Raw genomic sequence first — 16336 nt, 5'->3', positions numbered from 1 at the left:
GATATAATTATTCCCGCTCGGAGGAATTTGTTTTGAAAATTGGAGTAGATGCATTCGGATGTGATCACGGCCGCTCAGGCATAGGCTCTTATATACTGTCTATTGTAAAAAATTTGCCTAAAAATGATTACGAATTCGAGCTTTTTGGTCCCGAACTTGATAAGTATACATATACATCCGACATAGATTATGTTTCTTTTACAGGTATAGATATTTCCGATACAAAATTTTCGGAAAAAATTTGGCATTTTAAAAATTTAAACTCTTTTATAAAAAAGCAAAGATATGATGCCGTCATTTACCCTGCAGGGGTAGAACTTTTACCTCCGATTTTTACCGTACCTTCTATTTTGGTCATTCAAAGTCTTTTATCTGCAGACCTTGGAGTTATTGCAAAGATGGGCTTAAGGCGTACGCTTAAAAATGCCTCAGGCCTTATAAGTCCTACAAAATATATTCAAAACGATTTATCACAATTTGGGGTAAATGCATCCGATATAAAAGTAATATATAACGGTATTGACGGCTCTCTTTTTAAACCCATCACAAATGATGAAGACAGGGTTTTAATACAGCCCTTTGCAATTCAAAGACCTTATATAATTTATGCCTCCCGCATAACACATGAACAAAAATGCCATGTAGAATTGATAAAGGCCTTTGCCCTATTTAAAAAGCAAACAGGTTCTCCTCATCGTCTTGTTATTGCAGGTTCTGACGGAAATAATTCCGAAGCTGTTCATAATGCGGTAATACAATCGGGCTTTTCTTCGGATATTTTGCTTACAGGTTATTTTCCTCATGAAAGTCTTCCTCAGCTTTATTCATCGGCAGACCTTTGTGTTTTTCCTTCGATGATAGAAGGAGTCGGCTTACCGGTTATTGAGGCCATGGCCTGCGGTGTTCCTGTTGCTTGTGCAAGGGCCGGAGCGCTTCCGGAAGTTGCAGGGGATTCTGCACTGTTTTTTAATTCAAAAAAACCGGAGGAAATTGCAGAAGCCATTTCTTCTTTAGTCGATTGCGATAAAAATACGGCAAAAAGAAAAGAAATTATAGAGAAAGGTCTTGACTGGGTAAAAAAATATAATTGGGAAACTACCGCTCATCAAACTATCGAATACATAGATTCTTTGCTAAAAAAATAACCGAAAAATATATTGAAAAATATACCGTAAAATGATATAATCTTCTAATATCACGAGGATTTTATGAAAGAATTTTTAAATTACAATACGGTAAGAGATAACGGATTCATTCTCGCCAGAAAGATGTATGATGAAGGATATGTTCCCGATGTTATTTATGCCTCTATGAGAGGAGGTGCTTATCTGGCAAATGTAATAAGTGAATTTTTTAAAATAGCTTATAAAGACGAAAAGAAGATTTTATATTCAACAGTTGTCGCTCACTCTTACTCCGGAGTTCATAATAACTCGGAAATAGTATTGGACGGTTGGACGCTCCATCCAAGCAAACTGCCGGCCGATGCTTTGGTTTTATTGGTAGACGATATTTTCGATTCCGGTGCTACAATAAATTATCTCGTAGATGAGTTAATTAAACAAGGATTAAAAAGAGAAAATATAAAAATTGCCGTTCATGATTATAAATATTTTCATGATAAAAAAGAACAATATGAGCATCATCCCGATTATTGGTGCCGAAAGCATGATATTTATACAGAAAAGGATAATTTATGGATTCATTATATGAGCCATGAATTAGTCGGTCTTTCTAATAAAGAACTCGAAGAAAACTATTATTCGAAAAATCCTGCTTTAAAAGATGTATTTAAAGGAATAATAAATTGAAAAGACTTAAGATTTATAGCATTCTTAAAATTGGTTTCATTATAGCAGCTTTTGGCTTGTTTGCTTTAGATTTAAATTGCTATGAATTGGATGAACTTGAAATAAAACAAGATTACAAAAAAGACGGTGTAAACCTTGATATAAAATATCCTGAAAGCAAAGAGGATTACGTTTTTTATAGAGCTTTTAATCCGCTTACCAATTTGTATTCAAACGGTAAACTAAAAAAAGGAGAAAAGCCGTTTTTTAATTTTGGAACGGAGCTTTGTGTTTGGGTACAAACCTCATCAGGCACAATGAGCAGACCTTCTCATCTAATTGTTGAGCCCTTGGAAGAAAAAAAACTTTTAAATGTTTTAAGTCCTCAAGAGGGTACTTGGAATGAGACGCAAAAACTTATAATTCAACATCCTCCTAAAACACAAATTATATATTCCGTGGATGGAAGCGATCCCTTAGACTTCGGTCTTTTATATACCGGACCTATCAACCTTGAAAAAGAAGGAAAAATAGAGCTTAGAATAAAGGCTGTACCCGAATCGGGAAATATCACAGAGAAAATAATAAACTATGAAGTATCTCCCGATGGTATTCCTTCTCCTAAAATACCTGAGACCGCTTTAAATGAAAAGCCCGATAAAGATTTAGAGTACAATATTTTAAATTGGTATTTTTTGGAATTTAATTCCGATGTGCCTATTTATTATTTGATCAAAAAAACAAATGATGATTCAACAACCGATGCTTCCCAACTCTTAAATATTTATGACGGGCCTGTTTTTATTGATAGAACTAAAGATACCGTATTTTACTGGGTAAAAGCAAAAGAAGAAAAGGTAAATAAAATATTTTTACCTAAAAAACCTGTTTTATCCTCAGTACCTAAAACAGCAGTAAATAGAAATATTGAGCTTAAATTTGATGATAAGCGTTATACTTATTTTTTTGAAACAGGTGACGGCAATACTTATATTTATCCCGATAAAAATTCTTCTCAATTTAAAAAAGATGCATCTTATATATTTGATGTGGGAATAAAAGAAGAACGTTTTTTTGATGTTAAAATAAGAGCTTTCTATGATGGTCTCTTTCATGGCGAGTTGAAAACATCATTTACAATAGATAAGCTTCCTCCCGAAAAACCTGAAGTTTCTTTTAGCCCGCCCGTATCGCCTACAAATTCGGATGTAAAAATAAAAATTAAATCGGCTTCAGTTGAGACAGTAGTTGAAATTGAACCTCCTATTTTTACTTCGTCTTCGAAAGACGAAATTGTTTTAACCGGAGCTATGGGTGAAAAAACTATTTATTCCGTAAATATTTATAATAAGGATGAAGCAGGTAATAAGAGTGCAAATGTCAATAAGGAATTTATAATAGATAAAAATGCCGTATATGTAGATAATAATTATAAGATTAAAAATTCCGATGGAAATCCGTCAAAACCTTTTTCTTCTATTTATGAAGCTGTTGATTATATAAATAAGGTATCTCTATTGCAACAAAATAAGGTAAGTTCCGAAAAATGGAAAATATATGTAAGAGGGGATTGTATTTTAAATGAAGCCGTGCTTATTACAAGAAATATAAAAATTACCTCTGCAGGTCAAAAGACCGCAATTCATTTTTCTAAAAATTCGGGTTTTGTTGTAATCGGTGCAAATTTCGAAATTGAAAACTTTAAGATTTTTAGAAGGGAAAGAGCTGAAGAACCGCGTGAGGTTCCGATAATTTATGCAGATAAGGCAAGTATAAAACTTAATAATGTAAGTCTTCAAGCTTTTGAGGGCGGGCCTGTTTTAAGTTCTTTCTATTCTCATTTGGATATATCCGATACTAAGGTAATTTCGGAACAGACAAAGCACTGCCTTATATTTAACCTAAATAACTCTTCAGCCGTTTTTCAAAATACTGATTTTACAGGAAAAGGATTTTCGGTTGCAGCAATCTCCGCCTCAAATTCGATTATTGAGCTTGATAATCTAAACGCCTCTCTTAGTCCGAATTTTACTGCAAGGTTTTTAGAGGCGTGGAATTCCGAAATATCTTTAGGAAAACTTAATCTTATCCGTTTACCTGAATCGGCACAAAATAGGGATACCGCTGTTTGGTATAATAAGAATTCAAGAATGGATATTAAATTCAAACCCATTGTCAGAGGTTTTTCAAATTCAATTGAGAGAGAACCATAATGTTATGCGGTATAGATGAGGCGGGAAGAGGGCCCCTTGCAGGTCCTGTTACGGCAGCTGCCGTTATCCTTCCAAGCCGCTTTGATTTTTCAATTTTAAAAGATTCAAAAAAACTGACAGAAAAAAAAAGAGAAGAAGTACGTAAAACCATATATGCCGACCCAAATGTTCTTTGGTCTATCGGCTGGGCATCCAATTACGAAATAGATGAGATAAATATCTTGCAGGCAACTTTTTTGGCAATGGAAAGAGCTTATGAAGGCCTTTATTTAAAACTTCAAGAATTCTGTAAATTAAACAATGATAAATTTATAGAACCGGATATTATTGTTGATGGTAACTTTATTCCCAATATTAAAAATTGCTCTTCGATTAAAGCTCTCGTAAAGGCTGATGATTCCGTTTATGAGGTTATGGCTGCTTCTATTTTAGCAAAGACTGCAAGGGATAAAATGATGATACGCTACTCTTGGCTTTATCCGGAATACGGATATGAAAAACACAAGGGTTACGGAACAAAAAAGCACATAGAAGCAATTAGATTTAACGGCTATAGTCCGATTCAGCGCAGATCTTTTTTTGTAAAAAATTTGTAAAAATATTTATAAATAGCTTACTTGTATTATTTATAAAAAAATGTTAATCTTATTGTAGTTATTTACAATAAAAAAGTATTTGTGAGGAGTAACAAATTGAATCCTTTTGATATTATGAAAAATGCAAAAGAAATCCAAGCAAAAATTGCCAATATTAAATCCGACCTTGATCAAGAAGTTGTTGAAGGTGTATCGGGCGGAGGTCTTGTAAAAATCCGCTTAAAAGGCAGTTTTGAAGTTGAATCTATCTTTCTTGATCCTATAGCTGTAGATAATCGTGATGTTCCTATGCTTCAGGATTTAGTCAGGGCTGCTCATAATGATGCAGTGGCAAAACTAAAGGAGCTTTTACAAAATAAACTTGGGCCCCTTGCAAGTCTTGCAGGCGGTTTACCTTTTTAAAAGAGGTATTAAATTAGATGAATGCTATTGATTCCGTTATAGACTCATTTTCCCGCCTTCCCGGTATAGGTCATAAGAGTGCTGCCCGCATCGCCTATCATCTTCTAAAACAAGGGCCTGCGGATGCCTTGCGTTTAGCGGAAGCTGTTTCTACCTTACACGAGAAAATTCATCCTTGTACTATATGCGGTTCTTATACGGAAGATGAGATTTGTTCTATTTGTGCGGATGAAACAAGGGATAGGGCAACTATCTGTGTAGTAGGCTTTCCTCAGGATGTGAATACAATTTCTTCAATCCCCGAATATAGAGGATTGTTCCATGTTTTGGGCGGACTTATAGCTCCCCTTGAAGGTATAGGCCCCGATCAATTACATATAAGCGAGCTTATCAGACGTATTCATGAAGGCGGAATTACCGAGGTTATTCTTGCAACCAACCCGACGATTGAAGGCGATACTACGGCCCTGTACATTCAAAAAATATTGCAGGACCTGCCTGTTAATATAACGAGGCTTGCCTCAGGCTTACCTGTCGGAGGCGATTTGGAATATGCCGATCGTTTGACCCTTGCAAGGAGTTTAAACGGCCGCATTAAATTTTAATTTTTATGGGAGAATAAAAATGAATGAATCCACAATGCAGAGATTGCGCTATAATTACGAACCGAAAATCCCAAAAGTATTTGCGGAACCTTTGAGTTTGATTAAGCCGGAAATAGGAGAGGCTACACATGCACAATCTAATCAGGCGGAATTAAAAGAAATATTTCCACATACTTACGGAATGCCCATTATCAGATTTGTAAAGGGAAAATCGGAAGTAGAGCATAAGCCCTTAAAATTCGGTGTCATTCTTTCGGGGGGACAGGCTCCCGGAGGTCACAACGTAATTTCCGGTCTTTTTGATGCCCTAAAAAAAGGTAATGCAAATTCCAAACTTTACGGATTTTTAAGAGGCCCTGAAGGTTTGGTAAAAGGGCGTTATGTCGAAATAAAAAAAGCCTTAATCGATAAGTACAGAAATACGGGCGGCTTTGACATAATCGGCTCAGGAAGAACAAAGATAGAAACTGAGGAACAGATTGAAAGTTCTATTCAAAACGTAAAAAAATTAAAACTGGATGCCCTTATCATAATCGGAGGAGATGATTCGAATACAAATGCGGCTTTTTTGGCAAAATACTTTATTCAGGCAAAGTTAAATACCAAGGTTATAGGCGTTCCAAAAACAATAGACGGCGACTTAAAAAATCAATACATCGAAACATCCTTCGGTTTTGATACTGCAACAAAACTCTATTCTGAGTTGATCGGAAACATTTGCCGAGACGTAAATTCCGCACGTAAATATTGGCATTTTATAAAGCTCATGGGACGCTCTGCAAGCCACATAGCCCTTGAATGTGCCTTAAAAACCCAGCCCAATGTCTGCTTAATCGGTGAAGAACTGGCCGAAAAAAAGGTTACCTTACAGCAGGTTACGGATTACATTGTGGATATAATTGTAAAAAGATCCCAAAAAGGCGAAAACTTCGGGGTTGTTTTGGTTCCGGAAGGAATTATAGAATTCATCCCTGAAATGGATGAATTGATTGAAGAAATAAATGATATTATGGCCGAAAAGACTTCAGCCTTTTCAAAGCTAAAGACCTTTGCAGGAAAAAAATCTTGGCTTCAAAAACACTTGTCCAAAAAAGCCTTTGCTCTTTTTGACAACCTGCCTGAAAACATTTCTTTACAGCTTTTAATGGATAGAGACCCACACGGAAATGTTCAAGTTTCCCGCATTGAAACTGAAAAACTTTTAATAGATTTGGTCACCAGAAAAATAACCGAAATGAAAAAGGAAGGGACATATAACGGAAAATTCAGTACCTATGCTCATTTTTTCGGATATGAGGGGCGCTCTGCCTTTCCTTCAAACTTTGATTCGGACTATTGTTATACCTTGGGCTTTACGGCCTTTTTATTGGCACTTAACGGATTTTCAGGCTATATAGCTTCGGTTAAAAATCTGACTGATGAGGTAGAACATTGGCTTCCTTGCGGCGTACCTCTTTCTATGATGATGAATATGGAAAGAAGAAAGGGTAAGATGACTCCGGTTATAAAAAAATCCGTAGTAGATCTAAACGGTAAACCTTTTAAAACCTATGAAAAAAATAGGGATAAGTGGGCTGTCGAAACCCTTTACCGATTCCCCGGAGCAATTCAATATTTCGGTGACCTTGAAGTATGTGACATACCTACTAAGACCCTCTTACTCGAAAAAGGAAATTTAAAAGAAAAGAGGAAGAAAAAATAAATTGATTTTAAAAAGAGCACCGGTTTTTAATCGGTGCTTTTTTATTTGGAAGTTTTTACTTAAAAAACATTCCGATAAAATCTTTTTTTTCCAGATTTCCGAAGTAGGGTGTTAGATCAGTGTTTCTAAGTTTTTCGGTTAAAACATTTTCGGAATACTCGCAGCCGTTTAAAAGTTCTTCCAGTTCTGCCTTATCGGCTGTACCGAAAAAATCCCCGTGAATTTTTAAAGAATTTATTTTCATATTTTCGACATTAAAAAATACTTCGATACTGCCTATTGGAAAACGCTCGTAGTGAGAATATTCTGCCTTTGGAGAGGCTCCGTAATTCCATTCTTTGCGAGAAAATCTTTCCTCATAAATTTTCATAACACCTTTAAGTTCTTCTTCCGAAAGTTTATACTCTACGGGCTCTTGGTTTTCAACTTCAAAGATTGCTTTTAAAAGTTCGTCTTTAAATTGGTCAACTGTAATATCCCGTTTTAAATATGGTTTTATATTTGTTACCCTTGAGCGGATACTTTTTACGCCTTTAGATTCCAATTTTTCTTTTCGGACAGTCAAGGCTTTGGAAAGGGCTTCCATTTCCACATTAAAAAGAATGGAACCGTCGCTTAAAACCCGTCCCTGCCAAACCGACTGAGACGCCCCTATACATTTTTGCCCTTCAATCGTAACATCGTTTCTGCCTGAAAGTTCTGCATCAACTCCGATTTTTTTTAAAGCATTTACAATCGGAATATAATATTTTTTAAAATCAATCTTTTCGTTTCCTTTTGTTTTTGTAACAAAAGAAAAGTTTAAGTTTTCGAGGTCTTGATAGATGGCCCCTCCGCCTGTAATACGTCTGACAACCTTTATACCGTTTTCATTTATATATTTTTCGTTTATTTCCTGATAGGTATTTTGATTTTTACCTAAAAGAATAGTGGGGTTGTTACTCCATAAAAAAACATATTCCTCATTTTCCAAAGGGAGGTTCCTAAAGCAGTACTCTTCAAAGGCCATATTATATTCGGGGTCATGCGAATTGTTAACTATGTATTTCATGGAAAGCTATTATAATAAAAAAATAATTTTATGCAAGAGCTTGACAACACAATATTATGTATGGTAGAGTTTAAATGTAGACCGTTGATAAGACGGGTACTGATATGGCTATTTTAATTTTAGTATTATGTGTATTTTTAAATTTTCTTATATTAGTAGGAATTTTTATAGTATCCAAGGTTCAAGTTTTTTATCAAAAAAGAATACCAGGATTAGATTACGATTCTCTTGTAGAAACAGCTTTTTTAGAAGGGCATTATTACGGTAAATATTGGAATCATGAAAATAATAAAGGGAATTGGACATGGCTAATGCCTAATTCATACATTAAGAAAAAAGCTTTGGAATTTAAGAAAGATGATAGCGAGAAGATAATACGATATAGAAAGAGACTTGTTAAAGCTTTGAATATTGAAACATCATTACTTGTGATGATGGGTTTTGTACATGTGATTGCTTTCTTTATCTCGCTTATTTGTTTGACTTAAACTAAAAGATTTTTATTGGATATTGGTATAAGTAAATAAGGGTTATATTATATGATGAATGGCTTAGGTATGGAATGCCTGAAAAATATACATTTTTATTTTCAAAATGAATGTTTTGTAAAAAAGACCAGAATAATATTAAAAATGAAAACTAAAGGTGTATCGGGTTAAAAATCATAATACAACCAAGGAGTAATTATGAAAAAATTTGGAATATGCATTGTAATATTGACTATAGTATTTGTAATTCTTGCTAGAACAGATAAGTATTATGCCAGCGGGAAATTAATTTTTGATAAAACAGATATTATAAATGGCAATTATTATTTAACTAATAAAGAAGATATGAAAAATATTCAGGTATCAGCTTTACAGTGGTATTATACTAACATTGTAGTTAGTATTTTATTAGTGTTATGGATTTTAACAGGCTTATTGTTTTTATATATGATGGGGCGCCATGTCTTGCCTTATTTTTGGTATAAAAAATACGATCATATGTTTGATGAAACGTAATTTTTGTGTGCTGTTAGAATAAACAGTTTGGCTATATATTATTGTAAATGATGGATGGAAAAGGGAATGCACAAGTTGAAGAGAATCTTAAAGATTTCCAGTAATACCAGTAAAATAGGTGGGGTGTATGCTTAAACTTGATATTGCAATTGTAGTAAGACATCCGATACTGCCTGCTCGTGATATAACACTTATTTTTGATATTAAAGCAGCTGCTAAACACTCTGTTAATGAAGCGCGAGTTTCAACCTCCGGTAAAAAATGCGGAATTTTCAGAGAGTCTTATGTTCGTTATGATGTTGTTCCTGAAATACTAAAGAGGAATAATCATGATATTATCATTCATTATTTGAATACATATTTTAAATCGAAAGTGAAAGATAGACAAAAACTTGAATCATTTTTGCAAAGCGGCGGGAATGTAATCTATGAAATTTATCTGGATAAAATACATAATGAAAATATATTTGAATTGTCTCCACGGATTTTAGATGAATGTGCTGATTTAAGTATACCATTATGTTTGAGTATGTTGATGGCGAGTGAAAATATAGTCTCTGAAAGTACAGATTATAAGGTTCTGGATTTTATAATCGTTTCCATTGAACAGCCAATACCATCCCCTATGTATCATACTCATATGTATGACTTTAATAATGGAGTAGTTTATTATGCACATGAGTTCCCTTTAACTGAGGATACTTATTTAGAGAATGAAATTGATATGGCTATTAGTTTTTATAAAAGACATATTGTTGATATGTGTTCATCGATAAAAGAAAAGGTATGGTGTAAAATAACATTATGTCTAAAGACTTATTATCATTACGCTTTTGAACTTTCTTCCGAGATATCTAAGATGTGTGCTGAGTTGAATATTGGAGTCATGGTATGTTTTTAATTAATTTATGTAACAGGGAAAGCGGTATTAACTATCTGCGGAGAACTATGGACTTCTAAGTTAGAAAGTTGTATGCTGTTTTGCCGACACTTGTTTTTTTTTATATTTTGTGTAATAATAAAAACTATAAGAAAGCTTCGGAATTCTTAAGGGCAAGGTGCTTGCTCCGCCCTTTTAAACAGCGGTTTTGAAGATATTGATAAAAGAGGAGATATGGGATGAATATTGATAAAAAATATATAATACTATGTTTAAATTTTTTTTTATTTATTTCGTGTATAAAAAAAGATATTGATATAGAACAATTACAATTTAACTCAGATATATATAAGTCATTAAAAGCTAAAATAATGAGTAACCATATTTTATTTTCAGATAATAAAGTAGTTGCATATGGTTTTAGAGAAAAAAAAGAATATATAGCAGATGCACAAAATATGGAAATATGTATAAACTCAAAATCTTGGTCGTATGATGAATTGAATGCCTTAGAAAGGAAACGTATTTTATTTAGACTGTATATAAATACTGATATGCTATCTCCCTTTTATGGTAAAATAATTGAAGTTGGATTAACGAGCAGTATTACTGCAGATTATCAAACTTCTGATTTTTTTTGTATAGGAGAATTTTCTTCTAGAAATATTTTAAAAAATCAATATAATTATCATTATGTAGGATGCGAATTTATATTTGGTGAAAAAGAATATATTGGGTTTGTGTTTATTGAAGGGGCTATATATTTAGAGAATGTAAATAAACTTGATGCTAGGCTAGGTGATATAACTTTTTACGATAAAATAAAAAGTTATCGGTAATGAAGAGTAAAATATAAATCATGTATTGGAAGATAAATTAATATAAAACTATGAAAACAGAACCTTATTTTTACCCACAGCCTAACCATCTCCCCCCCCCCCGGACAGCGATTGCAAGGGAGCAAAAGCAATTTATACAAATTGCTTTTGCTGTACATCTTTCCGCAGCAATTTCTGCGGAAAGATACCGAAGCGATAGCGGAGCCCTGAAAAGAACGGTGCTCAATTTTGTTTTCTTCGTAATGCTAAAAAACAAAATTGAGCAGTCCGCCAAAAGAAAACTATTACTAAATTTTTAGTATAAAAAATACGATCATATGTTTGATGAAACTTGATTTTTGTGCGCTGTTAGAATAAACAGTTTGGCTATGGTGTCGACACTTGTTTTTTTTATATTTTATGTAATAATAAAAACTATAAGGAACCTTCGGGATTCTTAAGGGCAAGGTGTTTAAAATTATATGGAAGATTTTATGGGTAATTTTATATTATATACTTTTATTCTTGTTATGGCGAATTTAGGATCGATTGCAAAATCGGCTCTTTTAAATATTGAATCGTGGAATGAAATAATAAAGACAAATATAGTTTTAAGTATAATTATTACTTTATGGTATTGGCTTGCTGTATATGACATAGAACTGCATATTTTCTCATTTTTGCTTTCTTGCTTTGTATTTGGTGTAATGATGATAGTACTATGTATTATTAAGAAAAAATATGAAAAACACCGAGAAGGAGTGAATGAAGATCTTTTTTTAGTTGGCGGTATATTTATCTTTACAATTGTAAAGTATATATTTAAAATAAAATTAGTTGACATTTTTTAATAAATATATTGCAATAGGTAAATATGAAAATTTATAGAACTTTATTTGATATTCAAATCTTCAATCAATTTTTACAACTATACTATTATGCTTTATTTTTATGGAGGATTAAAAATCGAACTGAGGATACGGGATTCTTAAGGGCGGAGCCCTTAAGTAGCTATTTTGAAGACAGGAGGGGCATAGGGAAGGGGAACAACCAACAACGTTTCGAGGTAAAGAAACTTTTATCTGACAAAAGTGTCTTTCCTTCCCTTTAACTATGTGGATCCGGATGGAAAAAAACATTTGATGGTAGGTGTTGGGGAATTTTCTAATGATCCAATAACAGAAAATGCATTAAGGAGACAATTGTAGTATAATGAAAGGCTTACACATTGATAATAAAATATTTCTAAAAAAGATAATGCAACTATTTCTGTAATTAGTGAGTAATTGGTGAATATGAGTTACAAGATAATTATTGAACGTGATGAAATAGTAAATGGTTACTCTAAACAGTTATTAAATATTGCAAAAATAAAACATATTAATTTAGATGTTTTTTTTCAAGCCTATAAAGGTATTGAGGGGATTGTAGTGGATAGAGAAAGTATTTACTCTAACTGTATTTGTGTAGATCAAAACCATAATATAAATAATAAATGTTATGGATTTGATGTAGGAATTCTTGATATTGATTATTATTCCTTTTCTTCAATATACAATGAGATAATTTTTTCCTCATATGATTTTTTTTATAAATACAAAGAGAATCTTAATAATTTTTTTTTCCGACATATTATGAGGCTTCTCAATTTTTAAACTTTCATAAGCAAATATATGAAGAAGGAAATGATGTTGAACATACGGATTTACTTAGTATTTATAGGATATTAAAATAAATTGTATAAATAGTTGAAATATGGTATTATGTGAGAAAATAAAAAACTTGGAGGAAAGAGTAACAAGTAACAAGTAATTAATAAAACCGTTGAGAGGAAAATAGATAAAATAATGAAAACAAATCATCATTTGTATTCACAGCTTAACTATCTCCCCCGGACAGCGATTGAAAGGGAGCAAAAGCAATTTATCAAAATTGCTTTTGTTGTACATCTTTCCGCAGTAATTTCTGCGGAGAGATACCGAAGCGATAGCGTAGCCCTGAAAAGCGCGGTGCTGACACTTGCTTATTTGTATATTTTGTGCAATAATAAAAGCTATGATAAAGCTTCTGGATTCTTAAGGGCAGAGAGCCCTTAAGCCGCTATTTTGAAGATAGGAAGGGGCATAGGGAAGGGTAACAACCAACAAAGTTTCGAGGTAAAGAAACTTTTATCTGACAAAAGTGTCTTTCCTTCCCTAACAGACCATAAGAAAACAATAAACCTTTGGAGAGTGAATAAATGACGGAAGGAGAATATTTTATTACCAATTTAATAAAAGATAATATGATTCAATTGTTTGATATAAATGGTAAGGAGATGGAATTTGATTTTCAGCGACATATATGTCACAGTATAGCTGACATTTCTCTTAAAATAGGCAATAAGAAAGACAGAATTAGATTTAGTATCTATTCAGCATTATACTTAGCAAAAGTATGGAAAGTACACATTGAAAAGTCGCAATACAAAAAGAAATTTATTTTATTAGTGCAAGTTGAAAATGAGTGGATATTAGGTAAACGAAATTCTGCTCCACCTTATGTTATATTAAATACTTTTGCAAAAGATAAAATATATAATTATAGTATTTTTTCTCGAATGTATAATGAAGATTTTATTTCTAATTATAATTTGGATGAAATACTGAAGGATATAAATTATGAAGTATTTATGTCGATTAATGGAGATATTCGTATTATCTTATTTTATAAATGAGAATAGAAATAATTTTTATATGAAAACAAAACTTTACATTTATTCACAGTCTAACTATCTCTCTCGGACAGCGATTGAAGCGAAAATCCTTTTTGCGGTTTGTTTAAGCAAAAAGCAAGCTCTGACCGGAGGGAAGAGCCTTGCCTCTAAAGACAAGTGCAGCAAAAAGATTGGAGTGGAAAGCGCGGTGTTGCATTTTGTTTTCTTCATGATAATAATAAACAAAATGCAGCAGTCCGCCAAAATAAAGTTATTAATAAACCTCCCCACTGACAGGACTTTTGGAAATAGGTGGAGCAGATACAAGGAGCCTAGTAAAAATAAAGCGGAGGCGTATCGGGTATACGTCGAACATTTATTTTTGCGTAGCGACGCAGGAGATGCCCGCATATTTTCAAAAGAGAAAGATGTATACGGAATAGATTACGGCTTCGGCCTTGACGCCCCGAAAGAAACCGATCAAACAAACCCGCAAGACCTCTTTGCGTATAGAAGAAATTATACATGGAACGAGCGTAACTTATTAAGCAAATCAAGCGACCGCAACTTTACCGTACACTACCGCTACGGCGAAGACGGACAGCGGGCCCTTAAATACACCGACGAGGGAAGAAGTGAAACACTATACTTCAATAACTTCTTTACGATACATATCCCGACACAAGACCAAAACAACCCGCAAGGCTTACGGGTACACAAACACATATTCGTGGGAAATTCAAGATTAGTAACCGCGATGACGCATACCGACAACCAAGGCGATAATGAAGAGCAAAAAGCAAAACGGTACTACTATCATAGTGATCATTTGGGAAGCGCACAATTCGTAACCGACTGGAAAGGCAGGCAATACGAACACATTGAATATACACCCTACGGAGAACTGTGGACTTACAAGTCAAAAACTGCTATGCTGTTTTTGACGACGTATAATAATTTCCTTGCAAAGCAGCCCGCAGGGCTGATTGAAGAAGTTGCTGCGGGATTGGACAAACTGCCGTTCAGGTTTACGGGGAAAGAGCTGGATGAAGAAACAGGACTGTACTACTATGGAGCGAGGTATCTTGATCCGAAGTATAGTAGGTGGTTATCGGGAGACCCGGCGTTAAGCGACTATATACCCAAAGCGCCTATTGACGATGATGCTAAAAAGCATAATGAAAACCTGCCGGGACTGGGTGGAGTATTTAATGTTGTAAACTTGCATGTGTATCATTATGCGGGGAATAATCCGGTGAAATATGTGGATCCGGATGGGAGATTAACAGCTGACGAGGAAACAGCAAAAAAAATCGAAAACTTAGGAAAAAATGCACCAGGTAAATTAATTGACGAAATTCTTTTAAAATTAAAAGAAGATGGATGGACAATTGTAACCAATGAAGAAAAAAAAGAAGTGCATGATGATCTTAAAGGTTCTGCCAGCAATGACAATAAAGATATGATGGTATCGATTGATAGTAAGTCAATAACGATTAAAAAAGATTTTACTGAGGAGGAAAAGGATCAAATAGAATTAAATAAAAAAATTGATGCAATACCTAATAATAGTAAATATAAGAGATCTGCAGATAAATTTAAAAGAGATGTTAAACCGAAGGATATTACTTTAACAATGATAATATTTAAAGTTAACCCATATGATTTTGAAAAAAAAGAAATCGTAGGAAAATATAAGGAATATATTGATATCGATAATGATGGTAATATTGATGGTTACAGATATAAATAATATGGGAGATAAAAAAGTGAGAAAGAAATTTAGTTTGCTATTAATTGTTGTGTTAGGATTTATGATGGTTTCATGTTCTACATTTCCCCAAAGAAAAAAATATGAAAGTTTAAAGAAATACATGAAGTCGTACGGATGGTCAGAAGTTAATTATAATCCTGACTTTTTTGATATTATTGAAACTGTATATTATCTTGTATATCAAGAGCCTTTAAAACGTGGAGTAATATCCTGTCATTACTATGAAGTTGATAATGTTACTTTACGTCTTATAAGTGATAAAAGCAAACCTGATGATCCAAACTTTATGTTATGGTTTTATATAATGTATGAAGGTAAAAGACATTATTTTATGAAAATAAATTATATGTTAGAATTTGTTGATACATATACTTCTGACTTATATGATATCAATGGTAATTTTATAAGGGAAGAGACACGTAAAATATTTTATTAAATTGTTGTATAAAATCGAATATACAATTTGATAATATTTTTATAAAAATTTATTGAATTGAGATAAATGATGAAATGAAAGTAGAGGTTTGCATTTATTCACATTCTAACTATCTCATTCGGACAGCGATTGAAAGGGAGCAAAAGCAATTTATAAAAATTGCTTTTGCTGTACATCTTTCCGCAGCAATTTCTGCGGAAAGATACCGAAGCGATAGTGGAGCCCTGAAAAGCGCGGTGCTGACACTTGTGTACTTTTACATAATTATGATAGTGCACAAGTGTCAGCAGTCCGCCAAAAGAAAGTTATTATTAAATAAAAACAACTTATGGATGAAGTCTTAAATGATCCTGATACTGAAGTGTGGTAC

Annotated in this window: 19 protein-coding genes; 18 read left to right on the top strand and 1 reads right to left on the bottom strand. The window is 33.3% G+C overall.

The window, feature by feature from the left end; all coding sequences use genetic code 11:
• The first annotated feature begins 32 nt into the window (after nucleotides 1-32).
• The 7 genes from HYB91_RS05615 to HYB91_RS05585 all read left to right on the top strand — a co-directional run bounded on the left by HYB91_RS05615 (nucleotide 33) and on the right by HYB91_RS05585 (nucleotide 7308).
• A complete protein-coding gene (locus tag HYB91_RS05615) occupies nucleotides 33-1145 on the top strand; it encodes a glycosyltransferase family 4 protein (protein ID WP_002678231.1) in 1113 nt (370 codons plus the stop codon).
• A 63-nt stretch (nucleotides 1146-1208) separates the two neighbouring features.
• Nucleotides 1209-1811, top strand: a complete 603-nt coding sequence (locus tag HYB91_RS05610) for a phosphoribosyltransferase (RefSeq protein WP_002671177.1) — start codon at nucleotides 1209-1211, stop codon at nucleotides 1809-1811.
• The gene (locus HYB91_RS05605; protein WP_002678232.1) at nucleotides 1808-4003 is read left to right on the top strand and encodes a chitobiase/beta-hexosaminidase C-terminal domain-containing protein; all 2196 of its coding nucleotides are present in this window, start codon (nucleotides 1808-1810) and stop codon (nucleotides 4001-4003) included. The genes HYB91_RS05610 and HYB91_RS05605 overlap by 4 nt, the downstream gene beginning before the upstream one ends.
• The gene (locus HYB91_RS05600; RefSeq protein WP_002678234.1) at nucleotides 4003-4599 is read left to right on the top strand and encodes a ribonuclease HII; all 597 of its coding nucleotides are present in this window, start codon (nucleotides 4003-4005) and stop codon (nucleotides 4597-4599) included. The genes HYB91_RS05605 and HYB91_RS05600 overlap by 1 nt, the downstream gene beginning before the upstream one ends.
• 96 nt (nucleotides 4600-4695) lie before the next feature.
• Nucleotides 4696-5001 (top strand): YbaB/EbfC family nucleoid-associated protein, encoded by a 306-nt coding sequence (locus HYB91_RS05595; protein WP_002669078.1) that lies wholly within the window; start codon nucleotides 4696-4698, stop codon nucleotides 4999-5001.
• Between the two features lie 17 nt (nucleotides 5002-5018).
• Nucleotides 5019-5606 (top strand): recombination mediator RecR, encoded by a 588-nt coding sequence (gene recR / locus HYB91_RS05590; protein ID WP_002678237.1) that lies wholly within the window; start codon nucleotides 5019-5021, stop codon nucleotides 5604-5606.
• 19 nt (nucleotides 5607-5625) lie between these two features.
• Complete coding sequence (locus tag HYB91_RS05585) at nucleotides 5626-7308, top strand: diphosphate--fructose-6-phosphate 1-phosphotransferase (RefSeq protein WP_002678239.1); 1683 nt, start codon at nucleotides 5626-5628, stop codon at nucleotides 7306-7308.
• 55 nt (nucleotides 7309-7363) lie between these two features.
• Here HYB91_RS05585 and HYB91_RS05580 read toward each other — a convergent pair whose 3' ends face one another.
• Entirely contained in the window at nucleotides 7364-8359 is a 996-nt protein-coding gene (locus tag HYB91_RS05580) for a lipoate--protein ligase (RefSeq protein ID WP_002678241.1), read from the bottom strand.
• Between the two features lie 104 nt (nucleotides 8360-8463).
• Here HYB91_RS05580 and HYB91_RS05575 point away from each other — a divergent pair, with 104 nt between their 5' ends.
• The 11 genes from HYB91_RS05575 (at nucleotide 8464) to HYB91_RS05525 (ending at nucleotide 15966) form a co-directional block, all read left to right on the top strand.
• Complete coding sequence (locus HYB91_RS05575; RefSeq protein WP_002678243.1) at nucleotides 8464-8847, top strand: hypothetical protein; 384 nt, start codon at nucleotides 8464-8466, stop codon at nucleotides 8845-8847.
• A gap of 198 nt (nucleotides 8848-9045) precedes the next feature.
• Nucleotides 9046-9363 (top strand): hypothetical protein, encoded by a 318-nt coding sequence (locus HYB91_RS05570; RefSeq protein WP_002678244.1) that lies wholly within the window; start codon nucleotides 9046-9048, stop codon nucleotides 9361-9363.
• Between the two features lie 127 nt (nucleotides 9364-9490).
• Nucleotides 9491-10264, top strand: a complete 774-nt coding sequence (locus HYB91_RS05565; protein ID WP_002678245.1) for a hypothetical protein — start codon at nucleotides 9491-9493, stop codon at nucleotides 10262-10264.
• Nucleotides 10265-10482: 218 nt separating this feature from the next.
• The gene (locus HYB91_RS05560) at nucleotides 10483-11082 is read left to right on the top strand and encodes a hypothetical protein (RefSeq protein WP_002669092.1); all 600 of its coding nucleotides are present in this window, start codon (nucleotides 10483-10485) and stop codon (nucleotides 11080-11082) included.
• A gap of 50 nt (nucleotides 11083-11132) precedes the next feature.
• On the top strand, nucleotides 11133-11381 hold the full coding sequence (locus HYB91_RS05555) for a hypothetical protein (RefSeq protein WP_044909887.1): 249 nt from the start codon (nucleotides 11133-11135) through the stop codon (nucleotides 11379-11381).
• 162 nt (nucleotides 11382-11543) lie between these two features.
• Nucleotides 11544-11912, top strand: a complete 369-nt coding sequence (locus HYB91_RS05550) for a hypothetical protein (protein WP_252507550.1) — start codon at nucleotides 11544-11546, stop codon at nucleotides 11910-11912.
• A gap of 444 nt (nucleotides 11913-12356) precedes the next feature.
• Nucleotides 12357-12716 (top strand): hypothetical protein, encoded by a 360-nt coding sequence (locus HYB91_RS05545; RefSeq protein WP_002678249.1) that lies wholly within the window; start codon nucleotides 12357-12359, stop codon nucleotides 12714-12716.
• Nucleotides 12717-12908: 192 nt separating this feature from the next.
• Complete coding sequence (locus HYB91_RS05540; RefSeq protein ID WP_044909889.1) at nucleotides 12909-13157, top strand: hypothetical protein; 249 nt, start codon at nucleotides 12909-12911, stop codon at nucleotides 13155-13157.
• Between the two features lie 143 nt (nucleotides 13158-13300).
• Complete coding sequence (locus HYB91_RS05535) at nucleotides 13301-13777, top strand: hypothetical protein (protein WP_002678251.1); 477 nt, start codon at nucleotides 13301-13303, stop codon at nucleotides 13775-13777.
• Nucleotides 13722-15509, top strand: coding sequence for an RHS repeat domain-containing protein (locus HYB91_RS05530; protein WP_002678254.1), 1788 nt, complete (start codon nucleotides 13722-13724; stop codon nucleotides 15507-15509). Before HYB91_RS05535 ends, HYB91_RS05530 begins: the two co-directional genes overlap by 56 nt.
• Entirely contained in the window at nucleotides 15475-15966 is a 492-nt protein-coding gene (locus HYB91_RS05525) for a hypothetical protein (protein WP_002678256.1), read from the top strand. The genes HYB91_RS05530 and HYB91_RS05525 overlap by 35 nt, the downstream gene beginning before the upstream one ends.
• Nucleotides 15967-16336 lie beyond the last annotated feature (370 nt).

It is taken from the genome of Treponema sp. B152, assembly GCF_024181665.1.
GTDB lineage: Bacteria > Spirochaetota > Spirochaetia > Treponematales > Treponemataceae > Treponema_B > Treponema_B denticola.
The sequence above is the reverse complement of the archived record's forward strand: the minus strand, read 5'-3'. Positions and strand labels throughout refer to the sequence as shown.